Source organism: Pseudomonas sp. SCA2728.1_7 (assembly GCF_018138145.1).
GTDB classification, from domain to species: domain Bacteria; phylum Pseudomonadota; class Gammaproteobacteria; order Pseudomonadales; family Pseudomonadaceae; genus Aquipseudomonas; species Aquipseudomonas koreensis_A.
The window spans coordinates 1956925-1977422 of the sequence record NZ_CP073104.1; the positions used below are offsets into that span (position 1 = coordinate 1956925).

Genomic DNA, 20498 nt, shown 5'->3' on the forward strand with positions numbered 1-20498 from the left:
GAGCCGAATCGTGTAGGAGTGAGCCTGCTCGCGATGGCGGTGTGTCATTCGAATCAATGCTGACTGTCATGACGCTATCGCGAGCAGGCTCACTCCTACAGGGAGACGCGGCCCGTTCACATCTTGATCAAGCCGGGGCTTGGCCTTCGGCGAGGAAGAACCAGGTTTCCAGCACGGTATCCGGGTTCAGCGACACGCTTTCGATGCCCTGTTCCATCAGCCACTTGGCCAGATCCGGGTGGTCCGAAGGACCCTGACCGCAGATACCGATGTACTTGCCGGCCTTGTTGCACGCGGCAATCGCGTTGGCCAAGAGCTTCTTGACCGCCGGATTACGCTCGTCGAACAGGTGCGCGATGATACCGGAATCGCGGTCCAGGCCCAGCGTCAGCTGAGTCAGGTCGTTGGAACCGATCGAGAAGCCGTCGAAGAATTCGAGGAATTCTTCAGCAAGGATCGCGTTGGATGGCAGCTCGCACATCATGATCACGCGCAGACCGTTCTCGCCGCGCTTCAAGCCGTTTTCGGCGAGCAGATCGACAACCTGGCTGGCTTCGCCCAGAGTACGGACGAACGGCACCATGATTTCAACGTTGGTCAGGCCCATCTCGTTGCGCACACGTTTCAGCGCGCGGCATTCGAGTTCGAAGCAGTCGCGGAACGATTCGCTGATGTAACGCGAAGCGCCACGGAAGCCCAGCATCGGGTTCTCTTCTTCCGGCTCGTAGAGCTTGCCGCCGATCAGGTTGGCGTATTCGTTGGACTTGAAGTCCGACAGACGCACGATGACTTTTTTCGGCGTGAACGCTGCAGCCAGGGTGCTGATGCCTTCCACCAGTTTGTCGACGTAGAAGTCGACCGGGTCGTTGTAACCGGCGATACGCTTGTCGACGCTGTCCTTGATTTCCTGCGGCAGACCGTCGTAGTTCAACAGCGCTTTCGGGTGGACGCCGATCATGCGGTTGATGATGAACTCCAGACGGGCCAGGCCGACACCGGCGTTCGGCAGCTGCGCGAAGTCAAAAGCGCGGTCCGGGTTGCCAACGTTCATCATGATCTTGAACGGCAGCTCCGGCATGGCATCGACGGAGTTCTTCTTGATGTCGAAGCCCAGCTCGCCTTCGAAGATGTAACCGGTGTCGCCTTCAGCGCAGGACACGGTCACGCCCTGGCCATCCTTCAGCAATTGGGTGGCGTTGCCGCAACCAACCACAGCCGGAATACCCAGCTCGCGAGCGATGATCGCTGCGTGGCAAGTACGGCCGCCACGGTTGGTGACGATGGCGCTGGCGCGCTTCATCACCGGTTCCCAGTCCGGGTCGGTCATGTCGGAAACGAGTACGTCGCCCGGCTGGACTTTGTCCATCTCGGAGACATCCTTGATGATGCGCACTTTACCGGCGCCGATGCGCTGGCCAATGGCGCGACCTTCAACCAGCACGGTGCCGGTTTCTTTCAGCAGGTAACGTTCCATGACGTTGGCCTGGGTGCGGCTTTTCACGGTTTCCGGACGGGCCTGCACGATGTACAGCTTGCCGTCGTCACCGTCCTTGGCCCACTCGATGTCCATCGGGCAGCCGTAGTGCTTTTCGATGATCATCGCTTGCTTGGCCAGCTCGCTGACTTCAGCGTCGGACAGGCAGAAACGCGCACGATCAGCCTTGTCGACATCGATGGTCTTGACCGAACGACCGGCCTTGGCCTCGTCGCCGTAGATCATCTTGATGGCTTTGCTGCCCAGGTTGCGTCGCAGGATCGCCGGACGACCGGCCTCCAGCGTGCCCTTGTGCACGTAGAACTCATCCGGGTTGACCGCGCCTTGTACGACGGTTTCGCCCAGACCGTAGGCGCCGGTGATGAACACCACGTCACGGAAACCGGATTCGGTATCAAGGGTGAACATCACGCCGGCAGTGCCGGTTTCCGAACGCACCATACGCTGCACGCCGGCCGACAGGGCGACCAGTTTGTGGTCGAAGCCCTGGTGCACGCGGTAGGAAATCGCACGGTCGTTGAACAGCGAAGCGAACACCTCTTTGGCGGCGCGGATAACGTTTTCCACACCACGGATGTTCAGGAAGGTTTCCTGCTGACCGGCGAAGGATGCATCCGGCAAGTCTTCGGCGGTGGCGGAAGAACGCACGGCCACGGCCACGTCAGGGTTGCCAGCCGACAGCGCGGCGAACGCGGTGCGGATCTCGGCATTCAGTTTTTCGGGGAATTCGGCTTCCATGATCCATTGACGGATCTGTGCGCCGGTTTTGGCCAGGGCGTTGACGTCATCGACGTCGAGCGCATCGAGGGCCGCGTGGATCTGGTCGTTGAGGCCGCTCAGTTCGAGGAAATCACGATAAGCCTGAGCCGTCGTGGCGAAGCCGCCGGGGACCGAAACACCGGCGCCTGCCAGGTTACTGATCATCTCGCCCAGGGATGCGTTCTTGCCCCCCACATGCTCAACATCGTGTTTGCCGAGCTTATCGAGGGAAACTACGTACTCTACCAAGGTGATCTCTCCACTAACTGTGTTGGAAAAGCTCAGAAACCGGCGGCCCGGGGGAGCCTTGGCCGGTTGTATGGCCTGGACCTGGAAAATAAGTGAGAATGCTGGCCATTGGCGGCCGGCAAATCGCGCCTATCATATCCAAGATTGATGACTAGCTTAAGGCCCAAGGTGCAAATGAAACGATCTGCTTTCTTCATCTCCGATGGCACCGGCATCACTGCCGAAACCCTGGGTCAAAGCCTCCTGGCGCAGTTCGAAAACATTACCTTCAGCAAATTCACGCGACCGTACATCGACAGCGTTGAAAAAGCGCGGGCCATGGTACAACAAATCAACAAAGCCGCTGAAACCGACGGCTTTCGCCCGATCATCTTCGACACCATCGTCAATCAGGACATCCGTGAGATTCTCGCAACGTCCAATGGTTTCATGATCGACATTTTCTCGACCTTCCTTGCCCCGCTGGAGCAGGAACTGACCGAGCATTCTTCCTATACCGTCGGCAAATCGCATTCGATCGGGCACAACTCCAATTACATGGAGCGCATCGAGGCGGTCAACTTTGCCCTCGACAACGACGACGGTGCGCGCACCCACTATTACGACAAAGCCGATTTGATACTAGTGGGCGTGTCGCGATGCGGCAAAACGCCGACGTGTCTGTACATGGCCATGCAGTTCGGCATCCGTGCGGCCAACTATCCGTTGACCGAAGACGACATGGAGCGCCTGACCCTGCCGACGGCCCTGCGTGCCCATCAGCACAAGCTGTTCGGCCTGACCATCGACCCCGACCGCCTCACCGCGATCCGCAACGAGCGCAAGCCCAACAGCCGCTATTCGAGCTACGCGCAGTGCGAATTCGAAGTGCGCGAAGTGGAAAATCTGTTCCGTCGCGAAAACATCCCGAACATCAACTCCACGCATTTTTCGGTGGAAGAGATTTCGGCGAAGATTCTGGTGGAGAAAGGTGTGGAGCGGCGGTTTAAATAGGTCTGTATTGCCTGATCTGACGCCTTCGCGAGCAGGCTCGCTCCCACAGGGTTCTCGGGTGTTTGCACATTTTGCATTCACCCCAAACCCCTTGTGGGAGCGAGCCTGCTCGCGAAGAACGATTACACGGTGTCTGTTAATGCCCTGACCAGAGCTTCAAAACCTGCCAGCAACAACCGATCATCCCCCACCGCATTACACACACTCACCCGAATGAACTGCGGCACCGCTGAGTGCCCGACTGCAAATGCCTCGGCGGTGGCTACCAGATAGTTGTTTTCCTTCAACTCCGCGGCAATCTGCGACGCCCGCCACAGCTCAGGCACCTCCACCCAGAAATGCGGGCTGTAAGGGTGAGTCTTGTAATTCAAACCCTGCAGAACAGGCGCCACCAACGCTTTGCGCCGAGCGATCTCGCTGATCTGTTCGTCCAGCAAGCGCTCGGCCATGCCGCTTTCAATCCACAGACTCGCGACTTCCATCGATAACGGATTGGCCATCCAGCAGGTGGCGCGGATTGCAGCACTCAAACGGCCGATCAACGGCTGCGGAGCGTGCAGGTAACCGACGCGCAATCCGGCGGAAACAGCCTTGCTCAGACTGCCAATCAACACCGAACGCTCCGGCGCGAAAAAACTGAGCGGCAACGGGCGCTGACGGTCCAGCACGGCGTGGGCTTCGTCTTCGATAATCAGCAAATTGTGCTGGCGACAGAGCTCGGCAATCGCCTCGCGCCGCGAGATCGACATCACGGCGGCTGTAGGATTCTGGATCGTCGGCGTGCAATACACTGCCGACACTCGGTGCTGACGGCAGATGTCCTCCAGTGCCGACGGCAACAGTCCTTCGTCATCCATCGCTGCGCCGACAAGTTTTATCCCAAGCTGGCGTGCGACGCCGATCAATCCCGGGTAGGACAAATGCTCGGTGACCACTGTGTCGCCGGCCTTGAGCAAACCCATCAACGCGCACAACAAACCATGCTGACCGCCGTTGACGCACAACACCTGATCGGCGTGCGGCACGAACGCTTCGTGCTGCAACCAGACCGCCCCGGCCAATCGGTGCCGTGCCAGCCCCGCTTCGGCGGTGTACCCGGTCAACTGCTGTAGCACCCGCGGATCGCTGGCCAGCTCCTGCAGGCTCTGGCTCATGAACGCCGCTTCCCGTGCGGGAATCGGCTGATTGCGGCTCATGTCGAAACAACCTGACGGCTCATCGCTGACATTGCGAAAGCCTTTGTCCTGCGGCCGCTCCATCCCGCGCTGACACACATAGGTGCCATCTCCTACGCGAGCCACCACTAATCCCAAACGCTCCAGTTCACCGTAGGCACGGCTGATGGTGCCGATGGTCACGCCCAGGCTGTCCGCCAGCAATCGGTGCGGCGGCAACTTGCATCCCGCATCGATCACACCTTCGTCGATGGCCTGTGCGACCGCATCGGCCAGGCGTTTGTATTTCACGCCGACGCCATTGGCGAGGCCGTCGCGGAGGATTGACACCATGGCAATACTTACTTTGACAGTCATTCTCGCCCCGAATAGCGTGCTGGAAACAGGTTCAATCAGGAATAGACCGTTTCCGCGATCAGGTCAATTCCACCGTTCGGAGCACGCCGAAATGTCGACCGCCGTCAGCACACCGATGAACATCAGCAAACCCTGGCTCGCCGGATTGCTCACCAGCACGCTGTTTTTGATCGTCTGTCTGAGCTGGGGCACGACGTGGCTGGGGATCAAGATCGCGGTGGAAAGCGTGCCGCCGCTGACCGCCGCCGGGTTGCGCTTTCTGATTGCCTTTCCGCTGTTCCTGAGCTTCGCGCTGTTGCGCAAGGAACCGCTGTTGTTCCCACGGCAAAGTCGCTGGTTTTTTGTGTTCGTCACGCTGTCGTATTTCAGCCTGCCCTACTACCTGCTCAACTACGGCGAGATGCACGTGTCATCGGGCCTGACCGCGCTGCTGTTCAGTTGCATGCCGGTGTTTATCCTGCTGTTCTCGGCGCTGTTTCTGCGCGAGAAAATCTACCCCTCGCAAATGCTCGGTATCGCGATCGGCTTTGGCAGTCTGTTCATGATTATTCGCAGTCAGGGTCTGCACTTGGATCAGGACGAATGGCTGGGGGTGCTGGCGATTCTGTGCGCAGCGGTGATGCATGCGCTGTGCTACGTGGTGACGAAAAAACATGGCAGCGCCATCAGCGTGATTACCTACAACACCCTGCCGATCGGCATTGCCGGGGCGATGTTATTTATTGTCGGCTTGAGTGTTGAAGCGCCGGTGTTTGCGCAAGTGACAGCACGCTCGTGGGGCGCCCTGCTGTATCTGGGACTGGTGGCCTCGGTCGGCGGATTCATCGTTTACTTTTTGCTGCTTAAACGCTTGAGCCCGATCATCCTGTCGTTCGTGTTTATCATTTTCCCGGTGTTCGCCGTGATCATCGGCGCCTGGTACGAGGGACAACCCCTGTCCCGGGAGCTGATGATCTATTCGGCGATTTTGTTGAGTGGTTTTGCGATCACCAAATTGCCTGTGGAAAAGTGGTTCAGATAACGAACATATCCACAAAGCGGTTGACTGCCGTCGATTCAAGCAGCGCCTGATCCTTGCACAACGTGAAGATCTCGCCGCTGCGCTGACCGGTGAAACGCGTTGCCAGATTGGCCTTGAACTTGTCCTCCAGCAATGGAATACCCTCGGCACGGCGCCGGCGATGACCGATCGGGTACTCCACGACAACGTTTTCAGTGCTGCTGCCGTCTTTGAAAAACACCTGCACGGCGTTGGCGATCGAGCGCTTGTCAGGCTCCAGGTATTCGCGGGTGAAACGCGGTTCTTCGACGATGAGCATTTTCTCGCGCAGCACATCGATGATCGGATGCGCCCGGTGGAAATCGTCTTCGTACTGCTCGGCGATCAGATTGCCAAAGGCCAGCGGCACGGCGGTCATGTACTGAATGCAGTGGTCGCGGTCGGCGGCGTTGGCCAGTGGCCCGACTTTGGAAATGATGCGGATTGCCGATTCGTGGGTGGTGATGACGATCCGGTCGATTTCATGCAGACGATTGCGCACTTGCGGGTGCAAGGTTACCGCCGCTTCACAGGCGGTTTGCGCATGGAATTCGGCGGGGAAGCTGATCTTGAACAGCACGTTTTCCATCACGTAACTGCCGAACGGCCGCGAAAAACTGAAGGCGCGTTTGCCTTCGGGTTTCAATGCCAGATCGCTGTTGGTGTGGCTGAACAGGACGTCATAAAAGCCCCATTGCTTCGCAGTTAACACGCCGGGAATGCCCATTTCGCCACGCATGGCAATGTCAGCCAGACGTACACCGCGACTCGACGCATCCCCCGCTGCCCAGGATTTTCGCGAACCGGCGTTCGGCGCATGACGATAAGTGCGCAGGGCCTGACCGTCGGCGAACGCGTGGGACAACGCCGACAACAGTTGCTCGCGATTGGCACCCATGAGTTTGGCGGTGACGGCGGTTGAAGCAACTTTCACCAGAATGACGTGATCGAGTCCTACACGATTGAAGGAGTTTTCCAGGGCAATCACGCCTTGAATTTCGTGGGCCATGATCATCGCTTCCAGCACATCGCGAATGGTCAACTGCGGGTCACCGTTGGCCAGGCGTTTCTGCGAGAGGTGATCGGCCACCGCAAGAATGCCGCCGAGGTTGTCCGATGGATGGCCCCACTCGGCGGCGAGCCAGGTGTCGTTGTAGTCGAGCCAGCGGACGATGCAGCCGATATCCCACGCGGCTTTGACCGGGTCGAGGCGATAGCTGGTGCCGGGGACCCGCGCACCGTAAGGAACCAGCGTCCCTTCGACGATCGGGCCGAGATGCTTGGTGCATTCCGGGAAGCGCAGCGCCAGCAGGCCGCAGCCCAGCGTGTCCATCAGGCAGTTGCGGGCGGTGTCGAGGGCTTCGGCAGAGGGGGCTTTGAAGGTGAGAACGTAATCGGCGATGTCCTGCAGGACACGGTCGTAGTCGGGGCGGTTGTTCAGGTCGACGTTGGCGCTCATTGCGGTTCTCCTGTGCGGGAATGATGAGTGGTGCGGTCTTCCTCAGGGCTTGGCGGGTTTGTTCTGGTTGATTGCAGGTCTGGGGTGCCTGCTTGTTTTGGGTTTCTTCAGTGGGTGGGCCCCTCACCCTAGCCCTCTCCCGAGGGAGAGGGAACCGATTGGGGGATGCTGTAGAGGTTCACCGACCTGAGCGATCTGCGCTGAATCCGTAATCGATCAGATCAATGTACAACCCCAGACACCTCGGTCGACCAGCTGAAGCCATAATCGACTCGATCTTTCAGGTCGATGTACAACCCCAGACACCTCGGTCGGCCCCTGAATCCATAATCGACTCGACCTTTCAGGTCGATGTACAACCCCAGACACCTCGGTCGGCCCCTGAATCCATAATCGATTCGACCTTTCAGGTCGATGTACAACCCCAGACACCTCGGTCGGCCCCTGAATCCATAATCGACTCGATCTTTCAGGTCAATGTACAACCCCAGACACCTCAGCCGGCCGTGGAAATCCGTAATCGACTCGATCTTTCAGGTCGATGTACAACCCCAGACACCTCGGTCAGCCCCCTCTCCCTACGGGAGAGGGCTGGGGTGAGGGTGAAAAATCTCAAATCAGAAAGAATCGCCCGGGATGCGCACGTAGCCTTCCATAAGGACACGCGCACTGCGGCTCATGATCGCTTTTTTGACGATCCACTCGCCGTTTTCCAGACTGGCTTCAGCGCCAACGCGCAACGTCCCGGACGGATGCCCGAAACGCACGGCATTCCGTTCAACACCACCCGCCGCAAGGTTTACCAAGGTGCCGGAAATAGCCGCCGCAGTACCAATCGCCACCGCCGCCGTGCCCATCATCGCGTGGTGCAACTTGCCCATCGACAACGCCCGCACCAGCAAATCCACGTCACCCGCGCCAACCGCTTTACCACTCGAAGCGACGTAATCCGCAGGCTTGGCGACGAATGCGACTTTCGGCGTGTGCTGCCGCTTGGCCGCTTCGTCCAGATGGGCAATCAGGCCCATGCGCAACGCGCCATAAGCGCGAATCGTCTCGAACATCTGCAGCGCTTGCGGATCGCTGTTGATCGCACCTTGCAACTCAGTGCCGGTGTAACCAATGTCTGCGGCGTTGACGAAAATCGTCGGGATGCCGGCGTTGATCATGGTCGCCTTGAACGTGCCAACGCCCGGCACTTCCAGCTCATCGATCAGGTTGCCGGTAGGAAACATCGAACCACCGCCGCCCTCTTCATCCGCCGCCGGGTCCATGAATTCGACTTGCACTTCAGCGGCGGGAAAGGTCACGCCGTCGAGTTCGAAATCACCGGTTTCCTGCACTTCGCCGTTGGTGATTGGCACGTGGGCAATAATGGTTTTGCCGATGTTGGCCTGCCACACGCGCACCACCGCGACACCGTTGTGCGGAATGCGACTGGCGTCGACCAAGCCATTGCTGATGGCGAACGAACCGACCGCTGCCGAAAGGTTGCCACAGTTGCCGCTCCAGTCCACAAAGGGCTTGTCTATCGAGACCTGACCGAACAGGTAATCGACGTCGTGATCAGCCTTGATGCTTTTCGACAGGATCACGGTTTTGCTGGTGCTTGAAGTCGCGCCGCCCATGCCGTCGATTTGTTTGTCGTACGGGTCGGGGCTGCCGATCACGCGCAGCAGCAAAGCGTCGCGGGTCGGGCCGGGGATCTGTGCCGCTTCGGGCAGATCCTTGAGGCTGAAGAACACGCCTTTGCTGGTGCCGCCGCGCATGTAGGTGGCGGGGATTTTAATCTGTGGTGCGTGAGCCATGGTTGCTCCTCAAAGGACCAAGGGACTCATCATCCCTTGGTCCCTAACTTGTTTTAAACGGCAACCGCCGACTCTTCGAGGAAGTCCTGAGCGAAGCGCTGCAACACGCCGCCGGCCTCGTAGATCGACACTTCTTCAGCAGTATCCAGACGGCAGGTCACCGGCACGTCAACGCGCTCGCCGTTCTTGCGATGGATCACCAGCGTCAGATCCGCACGCGGTTTGCGCTCGCCGACCACGTCATAGGTTTCGCTGCCGTCGATGGCCAGGGTGTGACGGTCAGTGCCCGGCTTGAACTCCAGCGGCAACACACCCATGCCCACCAGGTTGGTGCGGTGAATGCGTTCGAAACCTTCTGCGGCAATCGCTTCGACACCGGCCAGACGCACGCCTTTCGCCGCCCAGTCGCGGGACGAGCCCTGACCGTAATCGGCGCCGGCAATGATGATCAGCGGTTGTTTGCGTTCCATGTAGGTTTCAATGGCTTCCCACATGCGCATCACTTTGCCTTCCGGCTCGACCCGCGCCAGCGAACCCTGTTTGACCTTGCCGTTTTCCACGACCATTTCGTTGAACAGTTTCGGGTTGGCGAAGGTCGCGCGTTGCGCGGTCAAGTGGTCGCCACGGTGCGTTGCGTAGGAGTTGAAGTCCTCTTCCGGCAGGCCCATTTTCGCCAGGTATTCGCCGGCGGCGCTGTCGAGCATGATCGCGTTGGACGGCGACAGGTGATCGGTGGTGATGTTGTCCGGCAGCACCGCCAGCGGGCGCATGCCCTTCAGCGGACGCGCGCCGGCCAGCGCGCCTTCCCAGTACGGCGGACGGCGGATGTAGGTGCTCATCTCGCGCCAGTCGTAAAGCGGCGTGACTTTCGGGCCGGTGTCTTCGTGGACAGCGAACATCGGAATGTAGACCTGACGGAACTGCTCAGGCTTGACCGAAGACTTCACCACGGCGTCGATTTCTTCATCGCTCGGCCAGATGTCTTTGAGGCGGATTTCCTTGCCGTCGACCACGCCCAACACATCTTTTTCGATGTCGAAACGGATGGTCCCGGCGATGGCGTATGCGACCACCAGTGGCGGCGACGCGAGGAACGCTTGCTTGGCGTACGGGTGGATGCGGCCGTCGAAGTTGCGGTTGCCCGAGAGCACGGCGGTGGCATACAGATCGCGATCGATGATCTCTTGCTGGATCACTGGATCGAGTGCGCCGGACATGCCGTTGCAGGTGGTGCAGGCAAAGGCGACGACGCCGAAACCGAGTTGCTCCAGTTCAGTGGTCAGCCCCGCTTCGTCGAGGTACAGCGCGACGGTTTTCGAACCCGGCGCCAGCGAGGATTTCACCCAGGGTTTGCGGGTCAGACCGAGCTTGTTGGCGTTGCGCGCGAGCAGGCCGGCGGCGATGACGTTGCGCGGGTTGCTGGTGTTGGTGCAACTGGTGATGGCGGCGATGATCACCGCGCCGTCGGGCATTTGCCCCGGCACGTCATCCCACTGGCCGGAGATGCCTTTGGCGGCCAGATCCGATACCGCGACGCGCGCGTGCGGGTTGCTCGGGCCGGCCATGTTGCGCACCACCGAAGACAGGTCGAAAGTCAGACCGCGCTCGTATTGCGCGCCTTTCAAACTGTCTGCCCACAGGCCGGTGAGCTTGGCGTATTGCTCGACGAGCTGCACTTGCTGATCTTCACGACCGGTGAGTTTCAGGTAATCGATGGTTTGCTGATCGATGTAAAACATCGCGGCAGTGGCGCCGTATTCCGGGGCCATGTTGGAGATGGTCGCGCGGTCGCCGAGGGTCAGCGCCGCCGCGCCTTCGCCGAAGAACTCCAGCCACGCGCCGACGACTTTCTGTTTGCGCAGGTATTCGGTCAGCGCCAGCACCATGTCGGTGGCGGTGATGCCCGGTTGCAGCTTGCCGGTCAGTTCGACGCCGACGCTTTCCGGCAGGCGCATCCACGAGGCGCGGCCAAGCATTACGCTTTCGGCTTCGAGACCGCCGACACCAATGGCAATCACGCCCAGCGCATCGACGTGCGGGGTGTGGCTGTCGGTGCCGACGCAGGTGTCGGGGAACGCGACGCCCTCACGCACCTGAATCACCGGCGACATTTTCTCCAGGTTGATCTGGTGCATGATGCCGTTGCCCGGCGGGATCACATCAACGTTCTTGAAAGCCTTTTTGGTCCAGTTGATGAAGTGGAAACGGTCTTCATTGCGACGGTCTTCGATGGCGCGGTTTTTCTCGAACGCCTGCTTGTCGAAACCGCCCGCCTCCACCGCCAGCGAGTGGTCAACGATCAGTTGCGTCGGCACCACCGGATTGACCTGCGCCGGATCGCCACCCTGCAAGGCGATCGCGTCACGCAGGCCGGCGAGGTCAACCAGCGCGGTCTGGCCAAGAATGTCGTGGCAGACCACACGCGCCGGGAACCACGGGAAGTCGAGGTCGCGTTTGCGTTCGATCAGTTGCTTGAGGGAATCGGTGAGCGTGGCCGGGTCGCAGCGACGCACGAGGTTTTCCGCCAGCACGCGGGAGGTGTACGGCAGGGTGTCGTAACTGCCGGGCTGAATCGCTTCGACCGCCGCACGGGCGTCGAAATAATCCAGAGGGCTGCCGGGCAGGGTTTTGCGGAATTCTGTGTTCATCGGGTCAGGACTCGGGTCACGGTAGTTTCAAAGGGTGGGCAGACGCCAGACTCAAGATTCACACCGTCCCTTGTAGGAGTGAGCCTGCTCGCGATAGCGGTAGATCAGTCGACATTGATGGTGAATGTCAGTCCGTCATCGCGAGCAGGCGAAGGCCTACAGGGGTTAGCGGTGATCTTGCTCTCCGGGTCAGCTCACCATTTCAGCGACGTTCGATTGGCACGAACTTGCGCTGTTCGACGCCGACGTACTCGGCGCTTGGACGGATGATGCGGTTGTTGGCGCGCTGTTCGAACACGTGCGCGGCCCAGCCGGTCAGGCGCGAGCAGACGAAGATCGGCGTGAACAGCTTGGTCGGAATGCCCATGAAGTGGTACGCCGAGGCATGGTAGAAATCAGCGTTGGGGAAGAGTTTTTTCTGCTCCCACATAGTCTTGTCGATGGCTTCCGAAACCGGAAACAACACCTTGTCACCGACTTCATCCGCGAGTTTTTTCGACCAGCCCTTGATCACCTCGTTGCGCGGATCGCTGTCCTTATAGATCGCGTGGCCGAAACCCATGATCTTGTCCTTGCGCTCGAGCATGCCGAGGGTGCCTTTGATCGCGTCTTCCGGCGACGCGAAACGCTCGATCATTTCCATCGCTGCTTCGTTGGCGCCACCGTGCAACGGGCCGCGCAGCGAACCGATGGCGGCGGTTACGCAGGAATACAGGTCAGACAAGGTCGACGCACAAACGCGCGCGGTGAAGGTCGAGGCGTTGAATTCGTGCTCGGCATAAAGGATCAGCGAGACGTTCATCACTTTGACGTGCAGTTCGCTCGGCTTCTTGTCGTGCAGCAAGTGCAGGAAGTGGCCACCGATGGTTGGCTCGTCGCTGACGCAATTGATGCGCTTGCCATCGTGGCTGAAGCGATACCAGTAGCACATGATCGCCGGGAACGCGGCGAGCAAACGGTCAGTCTTGTCGCGCTGTTCGGAGAAGTCTTTCTCCGGCTCGATATTGCCGAGGAACGAGCAACCGGTGCGCATCACGTCCATCGGGTGGGCGTCGGCAGGGATGCGTTCGAGCACTTCTTTCAGTGCTTGCGGCAGGTCGCGCAGCTTGCTCAGTTTGCCTTGGTATTCGTCGAGTTGTGCCTGGGTCGGCAGCTCGCCGTACAGCAGCAGGTAGGCGACCTCTTCAAATTGTGCATCGGCTGCCAGTTCGCGCACGTCGTAGCCGCGATAGGTCAGCCCGGCACCGGCCTGGCCCACGGTGGACAGTGCGGTTTGCCCGGCAACCTGGCCACGGAGCCCGGCGCCACTGAGTACTTTTGCTTCGGCCATTGTGTTCTCCAATCTTCTTGAATTTGTATGGGGAAACTTGTGGGAGCGAGCCTGCTCGCGAAAGCGTCGTGTCAGTCACTTTGATATTGCCTGATCCACCGCTTTCGCGAGCAGGCTCGCTCCCACAGAGGGTCTTGTTCAGCCTTTCTTTTGTGCAAACAACGCATCGAGCTTCTGCTCGAAGGTGTGGTAGTCGATGCGATCGTAAAGCTCCATGCGAGTCTGCATGGTGTCGATGACATTCTGTTGCGTGCCGTCGCGGCGGATCGCCGTGTAGACGTTTTCCGCCGCCTTGTTCATCGCGCGGAATGCCGACAGTGGATACAGCACCAGCGACACGTCAGCGCCGGCCAATTGCTCGGTGGTGTACAGCGGCGTTGCGCCGAACTCGGTGATGTTGGCCAGGATCGGCGCTTTCACACGGTTGGCGAACAGCTTGTACATTTCCAGCTCAGTGATCGCTTCCGGGAAAATCATGTCGGCACCGGCCTCGATGCACGCGGCAGCGCGATCGAGTGCCGATTCCAGACCTTCCACCGCCAGCGCATCGGTGCGCGCCATGATCACGAAGCTGTCGTCAGTACGGGCATCAACGGCGGCTTTGATGCGGTCGACCATTTCCTGCTGGCTGACGATCTCTTTATTAGGACGGTGGCCACAGCGCTTGGCGCCGACCTGATCCTCGATGTGAATCGCCGCCGCGCCGAACTTGATCATCGACTTGACCGTGCGCGCGACGTTGAACGCCGACGAGCCAAAACCGGTGTCGACATCGACCAGCAGCGGCAGATCGCAAACGTCGGTGATCCGCCGAACGTCAGTCAGCACATCATCCAGACCGGTGATGCCCAGATCCGGCACGCCGAGCGAGCCTGCGGCCACCCCGCCACCGGACAGGTAGATCGCCTTGAAACCGGCGCGCTTGGCCAGCAGCGCGTGGTTGGCGTTGATCGCGCCGACCACCTGCAATGGGTGCTCGCTGGCGACCGCATCGCGGAAACGCTGGCCTGGAGTGCTGTGCTTGGAACTCATGACTCACCTCGTTCAGTGGCTGTCTTATTGTGGGCGCCGTCCTGGTAGTGACGGGCGATGTTGCGTTTCGAGGCGCCGATGTGACGGCGCATCAACAATTCCGCGAGTTCGCCGTCACGGTCGGCGATGGCATCGAGAATCCGGTGGTGTTCGGCAAAGGCCTGGCGCGGGCGGTTCGGCGTGGTGGAAAACTGGATGCGGTACATGCGCACCAATTGATAGAGCTCGCCGCAGAGCATCTGCGTCAGCGTGCGGTTGCCACTGCCCTGGATGATCCGGTAGTGAAAGTCGAAATCGCCTTCTTGCTGGTAGTAGCCGACACCAGCCTGAAACGCCGCGTCGCGCTCGTGGGTTTCCAGCACCCGGCGCAGTTCGTCGATTTCTTCAACGCTCATGCGTTCGGCCGCCAGACGGCAGGCCATGCCTTCGAGGGATTCGCGGATTTCGTAGAGTTCAAGCAATTCGGCATGGCTGAGTGAGACCACCCGCGCGCCGACGTGCGGTACGCGCACCAGCAGGCGCTGACCTTCCAGACGATGGATGGCCTCACGCAACGGCCCCCGGCTGATGCCGTAGGTGCGCGCCAGCTCCGGTTCGGAGATCTTGCTGCCCGGGGCGATCTCGCCTTTGACGATGGCTGCCTGAATGCGCCGGAAGACGTTTTCCGAAAGCGTCTCGGAATCGTCGCCACTGATAACCGGGGGATCGAGTTGATCCAGCATGATTGTCGACACCTTTAAATCCAATGCGGCAAAAACTAGCCAATTAGCCCGCATCAGTCAAAGGATAAATAGGTATTGTCGACAATCGTCTAATAACCGTAGGCAATCTTCCATTGGTCGATTAACCCTGTCGGAGCGACCTGCTCGCGAAAGCGTAGTGTCAGTCAGCATCTGCTTGAGATGACGCACCGCCTTCGTCGGAACGCCGCCCGGAGCAGGCTCGCTCCCACAGGGAATCCCAAGGGTTATAGACCGGTGCCAGCGCTGGCGCCATAAAACCACCGTGCTAGAATGCCGCCCGCATTTGCTGGCCATTTGTACGGCTTGTCATATAAAGCTGCCAGGCACACGAAAGGCCTTGCGCAAGTTTTGCCAAGGACCTGAACCGAAAACGGAACGCTGCGCACCAGGATTTATGAGACTCAAGCCTTTTCCCACATTCTTTGCCCTGTTTTGCCTGCCCGGCCTCGCCGCCGCGGGGGAAAAAACCGTGTACGGCCTCAACGAATACGCTTCGCTTGACGGCATCAATCTCGAAGTCGCGGCCAAACTCGATACGGGTGCGAAAACCGCCTCGCTGAGTGCCCGCGACATCAAACGCTTTAAACGCAACGGTGAGTCCTGGGTACGTTTCTACCTGGCGATCGATGCCGCGCATTCGCACCCGATCGAACGGCCGCTGGCCCGGGTCAGCAAGATCAAGCGCCGTGCCGGCGACTACGACCCGGAAGAAGGCAAGAAGTACACCGCCCGTCCGGTGATCGAGCTGGATATCTGCATGGGATCGGCGATGCGCAGCATCGAAGTGAACCTGACCGACCGAAGTGCGTTCCAATACCCGCTTTTGATCGGCTCCGAAGCGCTGAAACGCTTCGATGCGCTGGTCGATCCAAGCCTTAAATACGCTGCCGGCAAACCCGCCTGCACCATCGCCGCTCATACCGCCGAGTAATTTCCATGCGTTCTCTAACCTTCCACCTGAAAATCCTGATCACCATTCTGGTGCTGCTGGGCGTTTCGGTTACGGCCTATCAGATTTTCGTACTCGGCATCCCGGTGACCGAAGATGCGACCGACGACTTGTGGAACATCGACGCCAAGGTCGAGTTCGTCGCCAGCACCAAGGATCCGGTGAAGATCCAGATGTTCGTACCACCGTTGAGCCGCGACTACGTCAGCCTCAACGAGAGCTTTATCTCCAATAACTACGGGGTCGCCGTCAACCGCGTCGACGGCAACCGCAAGGTCACCTGGTCGGCACGCCGGGCCAAGGGCAACCAGACGCTTTATTACCGTTTGGTGCTGACCAAGCGTTACACCGCCGAAAAATCCAAGATCAAAGGCCCGACCTTCCGCGACAGCATCGCTATCGAAGGCCCTGAGAAAATCGCCGCCGAAGCCCTGCTCGCGCCGATCCGCCAGCACTCGGCCGACGTCGAAACGTTCATTGGCGAGGCGATCAAACGCGTCAACAACGTCAACGATGACAACGTCAAACTGCTGCTGGCCGGCGATCCGTCGACGCCGCACAAAGCCAAAATCGTCGAACTGCTGCTGTCCATCGCCCACGTGCCGGTGGAAAAAGTCCACACTATCCGCCTCGTCGCCGATCAGCCACAAATGCCTGAACTGTGGCTGCGCAGCTTCAATGGCAATGACTGGCTGTACTTCAACCCGGAAACCGGCGAGCAAGGCCTGCCGACCGACCGCCTGCTGTGGTGGACCGGCGATGAAAACCTGATCACCGTCGATGGCGGCAAAAAAGCCAACGTGACCTTCAGCCTGAACAACAGCGAGATGAATGCGATTCGTCTGGCCAAGCTGACCGACGAAAACACCGACGCCAACTTCCTCGAATACTCGCTGTACGGCTTGCCGCTGCAGACCCAGCAGACCTTCATGATCATGGTGATGATCCCGATCGGCGTGCTGGTGATCCTGATCCTGCGCAACCTGATCGGCCTGCAGACCCTCGGCACATTCACCCCGGTACTGATCGCCCTCGCCTTCCGCGAAACGCAGCTGGGCTTCGGCATTCTGCTGTTTACCGTGATCACCGCGCTGGGGCTTTCGCTACGTTCGTATCTGGAACACCTGAAGCTGCAAATGCTGCCGCGACTCTCGGTGGTGTTGACCTTTGTCGTGGTGTTGATCGCGGCCATCAGCCTGTTCAGCCATAAGCTCGGCCTTGAGCGCGGCTTGTCGGTGGCGCTGTTCCCGATGGTGATTCTGACCATGACCATCGAACGCCTGTCGATCACTTGGGAAGAGCGCGGCGCCAGCCATGCGATGAAAGTCGCCATCGGCACGCTGTTCGCGGCGTCCCTGGCGCACCTGATCATGACCGTGCCTGAGCTGGTGTACTTCGTGTTCACCTTCCCGGCGATCCTGCTGATTCTGGTCGGTTTCATGCTGGCGATGGGTCGCTATCGCGGCTACCGCCTGACCGAACTGGTGCGTTTCAAGGCTTTCCTGAAGAAGGCTGACGCCTGATGTTCGGTTTCTGGAAGACCTGGAAGGCGCTGGAGGCGCGCGGCATCATGGGCATCAATCGGCGTAACGCCGACTACGTGCTCAAGTACAACAAGCGCAGCCTGTACCCGATCGTCGATGACAAGATCATCACCAAGGAACGCGCCATCGAGGCCGGCATTCACGTGCCGGAGCTGTATGGCGTGATCTCCACCGAGAAGGAAATCGACAAGCTCGGCGAGATCATCGGCGGGCGCAGCGACTTCGTGATCAAACCGGCCCAGGGCGCGGGCGGTGACGGCATCATCGTGATCGCCGACCGTTTCGAAGGTCGCTATCGCACGGTGTCGGGCAAGATCCTTGCCCACGAAGAGCTTGAGCATCACATCTCGAGCATTCTCACTGGCCTGTATTCGCTGGGCGGCCACCGCGACCGGGCGCTGATCGAATACCGGGTGACCCCGGATCAGATCTTCAAAAGCATCAGCTACGAAGGCGTGCCGGACATCCGCATCATCGTCTTGATGGGTTATCCGGTGATGGCGATGCTGCGTTTGCCGACCCGGCAGTCCGGCGGCAAGGCCAACCTTCACCAGGGCGCGATTGGCGTCGGTGTCGATCTGGCGACCGGTTTGACGTTGCGCGGCACCTGGCTGAACAACATCATCACCAAACACCCCGACACCACCAACGCGGTGGACGGCGTGCAACTGCCCTACTGGGACGGTTTCATGAAACTCGCGGCGGGCTGCTATGAGCTGTGCGGGCTGGGCTATATCGGTGTTGATATGGTGCTGGATCAGGAGAAGGGTCCGCTGATTCTCGAGTTGAATGCGCGGCCGGGGCTGAATATTCAGATTGCCAATGACTGTGGGCTGACGTTGCGTACGCATGCAGTGGAAGCGCGGCTGGAAGAGCTGAAGGCGCGTGGGGTGACGGAATCGGTTGAAGAGCGGGTGGCGTTTACTCAGGAAATGTTTGGGCATATTCCTGCGGTCGAAGGCTAAGAGCTGAAAAACTAAAAGCCCCTCACCCTAGCCCTCTCCCAGAGGGAGAGGGGACTGACCGAGGTGGATGTGGGAAGTACGCCGACCTGAACGTATTGAGTCGAACTCAGGTCTTGAAAGCATGAAGATCGGCACCCTTTCCCCCTCACCAGCTTGAGATATCCAGCCAAACTCGAATCTTGAAAAGCATGAAGATCGGCTCCCTTCCCCCTCACCAGCTTGAGATATCCAGCCAAACTCGGATCTTGAAAATCATGAAGATCTGCTCCCTTTCCCCCTCGCCCCCTTGAGATATCCAGCCAAACTCGGATCTTGAAAATCATGAAGATCGGCTCCCTTTCCCCCTCGCCCCCTTGAGATATCCAGCCAAACTCGGATCTTGAAAATCATGAAGATCGGCTCCCTTTCCCCCTCGCCCCCTTGAGATATCCAGCCAAACTCGGATCTTGAAAATCATGAAGATCGGCTCCCTTTCCCCCTCGCCCCCTTGGGGGAGAGGGTTGGGGTGAGGGGGAGGCTTTTGACTTTGATCTGGCATCGGAGAGGACTACAATCCCCACCCCGCCTCAACGGCCGATCTGCCCCGCCCATGTTGACCTGTTCCGTACACCCGCTGCCCTACCGCGCCAATCCCGCCGACTACTTCGCGGCCATTCGCAACGCCCCCGGCGCCGTGCTGCTCGACAGTGGCCGCCCGAGCGCTGACCGTGGCCGTTATGACCTGCTCAGCGCCTGGCCGCTGGAACAACTGGCGGTGTTGCCCGACGAAAGCGGCAATCATTTCCTGCAACGTCTGCGTGACAATCTGAATCGCCTCGGTGAGGCTGATTTGCCAGCGGGTTTCGAACTGCCCTTCGCTGGCGGTTTGATCGGTTACCTGAGCTACGACTTCGGTCGGCATCTGGAAAACCTGCCGAGCCAGGCGCGCGATGATCTGCAATTGCCGGATGCGCGTTTTGGCCTGTACGCCTGGGCACTGATCAGCGATCACCAGATGGCCACCAGCCAATTGGTCTTCCACCCGTCCGTGATCGACGGCGAGAAACAACGCCTGATTGCGTTATTCACTCAGCCACATGCTGATGCGCTGACCCCGTTCAAATTGAACGCTCCGATGACCGCCGACCTCTCGGCTGACGATTACCGCCTAGCCTTCGAACGCATCCAGCACTACATCCAGGCCGGCGACTGCTATCAGGTCAACTTCGCCCAACGCTTCCGCGCTTCGTGCCAGGGTGACCCATGGCTGGCTTACTGCAAATTGCGCGAAGCCTGCCCGACACCGTTCTCCGGTTTCCAGAGCCTGCCCGATGGCGGTGCGGTATTGAGCCTGTCGCCAGAGCGCTTCGTCAAAGTCAGCGAACGCCAAGTGGAAACCCGTCCGATCAAAGGCACCCGCCCGCGTGGCCTGACACCCGCCGAAGACGCCGCCAACGCCGCCGAACTGCTGGCCAGTCCCAAGGATCGCGCGGAAAACCTGATGATCGTCGACCTGCTGCGCAACGACCTCGGCCGCACCTGTCGCATCGGTTCGGTACGAGTGCCGGAGTTGTTCAGCCTGGAAAGCTATCCGAACGTGCATCACCTGGTCAGCAGCGTCACCGGTGAACTGGCGGATGATCGCGACGCACTGGATTTGATTGCCGGCAGTTTCCCCGGCGGCTCGATCACCGGCGCGCCGAAGATTCGTGCGATGCAGATCATTGACGAACTGGAACCGACCCGGCGCGGCTTGTATTGCGGCTCGTTACTCTACCTGGACGTGCGTGGCGAGATGGACAGCTCCATCGCGATTCGCAGTCTGTTGGTCAAGGATGGCCAGGTGTGCTGCTGGGGTGGCGGCGGGATTGTTGCCGATTCGGACTGGCAGGCGGAGTATCAGGAGTCGATCACCAAAGTGAAGATCCTCCTCGAAACCCTGCAGAACCTTTAAAAGCCATCGCGAGCAGACTC

Annotated in this window: 14 protein-coding genes; 6 read left to right on the forward strand and 8 right to left on the reverse strand. The window is 59.6% G+C overall.

The window, feature by feature from the left end; translation table 11 throughout:
- Window positions 1-127: 127 nt before the first annotated feature.
- Window positions 128-2503: a phosphoenolpyruvate synthase gene (gene ppsA, locus KBP52_RS08565; RefSeq protein WP_016985585.1), complete on the reverse strand. Its 2376-nt coding sequence runs from the start codon at window positions 2501-2503 to the stop codon at window positions 128-130.
- Window positions 2504-2677: 174 nt separating this feature from the next.
- Between ppsA and KBP52_RS08570 the strand changes: the two genes are divergently transcribed.
- Window positions 2678-3496, forward strand: coding sequence for a pyruvate, water dikinase regulatory protein (locus tag KBP52_RS08570; protein ID WP_034152875.1), 819 nt, complete (start codon window positions 2678-2680; stop codon window positions 3494-3496).
- A 122-nt stretch (window positions 3497-3618) separates the two neighbouring features.
- Here KBP52_RS08570 and KBP52_RS08575 read toward each other — a convergent pair whose 3' ends face one another.
- Window positions 3619-5028 carry a PLP-dependent aminotransferase family protein gene (locus KBP52_RS08575; RefSeq protein ID WP_212622611.1) on the reverse strand — a complete coding sequence of 470 codons (1410 nt, stop codon included), beginning with the start codon at window positions 5026-5028 and terminating at the stop codon, window positions 3619-3621.
- Window positions 5029-5143: 115 nt separating this feature from the next.
- On the opposite strand from KBP52_RS08575, the gene KBP52_RS08580 reads away from it, so the two are divergent.
- On the forward strand, window positions 5144-6049 hold the full coding sequence (locus KBP52_RS08580; protein WP_212623116.1) for an EamA family transporter: 906 nt from the start codon (window positions 5144-5146) through the stop codon (window positions 6047-6049).
- Here the strand turns inward: KBP52_RS08580 and prpD are convergent.
- The 6 genes from prpD to KBP52_RS08610 all read right to left on the reverse strand — a co-directional run bounded on the left by prpD (window position 6042) and on the right by KBP52_RS08610 (window position 15063).
- Window positions 6042-7526 carry a 2-methylcitrate dehydratase gene (prpD, locus tag KBP52_RS08585; RefSeq protein WP_212622612.1) on the reverse strand — a complete coding sequence of 495 codons (1485 nt, stop codon included), beginning with the start codon at window positions 7524-7526 and terminating at the stop codon, window positions 6042-6044. The two genes, KBP52_RS08580 and prpD, sit on opposite strands and share 8 nt — an antisense overlap.
- 617 nt (window positions 7527-8143) lie before the next feature.
- The gene (gene prpF, locus KBP52_RS08590) at window positions 8144-9334 is read right to left on the reverse strand and encodes a 2-methylaconitate cis-trans isomerase PrpF (RefSeq protein ID WP_212622613.1); all 1191 of its coding nucleotides are present in this window, start codon (window positions 9332-9334) and stop codon (window positions 8144-8146) included.
- 53 nt (window positions 9335-9387) lie between these two features.
- A complete protein-coding gene (acnD, locus tag KBP52_RS08595; RefSeq protein WP_077571821.1) occupies window positions 9388-11982 on the reverse strand; it encodes a Fe/S-dependent 2-methylisocitrate dehydratase AcnD in 2595 nt (864 codons plus the stop codon).
- A gap of 202 nt (window positions 11983-12184) precedes the next feature.
- Window positions 12185-13312, reverse strand: coding sequence for a 2-methylcitrate synthase (gene prpC, locus KBP52_RS08600; protein ID WP_212622614.1), 1128 nt, complete (start codon window positions 13310-13312; stop codon window positions 12185-12187).
- Window positions 13313-13450: 138 nt separating this feature from the next.
- A complete protein-coding gene (prpB, locus tag KBP52_RS08605; protein WP_016983750.1) occupies window positions 13451-14344 on the reverse strand; it encodes a methylisocitrate lyase in 894 nt (297 codons plus the stop codon).
- A complete protein-coding gene (locus tag KBP52_RS08610; protein WP_172828118.1) occupies window positions 14341-15063 on the reverse strand; it encodes a GntR family transcriptional regulator in 723 nt (240 codons plus the stop codon). Before KBP52_RS08610 ends, prpB begins: the two co-directional genes overlap by 4 nt.
- Before the next feature lie 418 nt (window positions 15064-15481).
- Between KBP52_RS08610 and KBP52_RS08615 the strand changes: the two genes are divergently transcribed.
- From KBP52_RS08615 to pabB, 4 genes are all read left to right on the forward strand, one after another.
- Window positions 15482-16018 carry an ATP-dependent zinc protease gene (locus KBP52_RS08615; RefSeq protein ID WP_016983749.1) on the forward strand — a complete coding sequence of 179 codons (537 nt, stop codon included), beginning with the start codon at window positions 15482-15484 and terminating at the stop codon, window positions 16016-16018.
- A gap of 5 nt (window positions 16019-16023) precedes the next feature.
- Window positions 16024-17559, forward strand: coding sequence for an inactive transglutaminase family protein (locus KBP52_RS08620; RefSeq protein ID WP_102900791.1), 1536 nt, complete (start codon window positions 16024-16026; stop codon window positions 17557-17559).
- On the forward strand, window positions 17559-18545 hold the full coding sequence (locus KBP52_RS08625; RefSeq protein WP_150601330.1) for an alpha-L-glutamate ligase-like protein: 987 nt from the start codon (window positions 17559-17561) through the stop codon (window positions 18543-18545). The genes KBP52_RS08620 and KBP52_RS08625 overlap by 1 nt, the downstream gene beginning before the upstream one ends.
- 589 nt (window positions 18546-19134) lie before the next feature.
- The gene (pabB, locus tag KBP52_RS08630; protein WP_212622615.1) at window positions 19135-20478 is read left to right on the forward strand and encodes an aminodeoxychorismate synthase component I; all 1344 of its coding nucleotides are present in this window, start codon (window positions 19135-19137) and stop codon (window positions 20476-20478) included.
- Window positions 20479-20498: the final 20 nt, after the last annotated feature.

Excerpts from the sequence above, each read along its gene's own strand:
- acnD (WP_077571821.1), bottom strand. The coding sequence starts at position 11,982 with ATGAACACAGAATTCCGCAAAACCCTGCCCGGCAGCCCTCTGGATTAT.
- prpC (WP_212622614.1), bottom strand. The coding sequence starts at position 13,312 with ATGGCCGAAGCAAAAGTACTCAGTGGCGCCGGGCTCCGTGGCCAGGTT.
- pabB (WP_212622615.1), top strand. The coding sequence starts at position 19,135 with ATGTTGACCTGTTCCGTACACCCGCTGCCCTACCGCGCCAATCCCGCC.
- KBP52_RS08580 (WP_212623116.1), top strand. The coding sequence starts at position 5,144 with ATGAACATCAGCAAACCCTGGCTCGCCGGATTGCTCACCAGCACGCTG.
- KBP52_RS08625 (WP_150601330.1), top strand. The coding sequence starts at position 17,559 with ATGTTCGGTTTCTGGAAGACCTGGAAGGCGCTGGAGGCGCGCGGCATC.
- KBP52_RS08620 (WP_102900791.1), top strand. The coding sequence starts at position 16,024 with ATGCGTTCTCTAACCTTCCACCTGAAAATCCTGATCACCATTCTGGTG.
- prpB (WP_016983750.1), bottom strand. The coding sequence starts at position 14,344 with ATGAGTTCCAAGCACAGCACTCCAGGCCAGCGTTTCCGCGATGCGGTC.
- KBP52_RS08575 (WP_212622611.1), bottom strand. The coding sequence starts at position 5,028 with ATGACTGTCAAAGTAAGTATTGCCATGGTGTCAATCCTCCGCGACGGC.
- prpD (WP_212622612.1), bottom strand. The coding sequence starts at position 7,526 with ATGAGCGCCAACGTCGACCTGAACAACCGCCCCGACTACGACCGTGTC.
- prpF (WP_212622613.1), bottom strand. The coding sequence starts at position 9,334 with ATGGCTCACGCACCACAGATTAAAATCCCCGCCACCTACATGCGCGGC.
- KBP52_RS08570 (WP_034152875.1), top strand. The coding sequence starts at position 2,678 with ATGAAACGATCTGCTTTCTTCATCTCCGATGGCACCGGCATCACTGCC.
- KBP52_RS08615 (WP_016983749.1), top strand. The coding sequence starts at position 15,482 with ATGAGACTCAAGCCTTTTCCCACATTCTTTGCCCTGTTTTGCCTGCCC.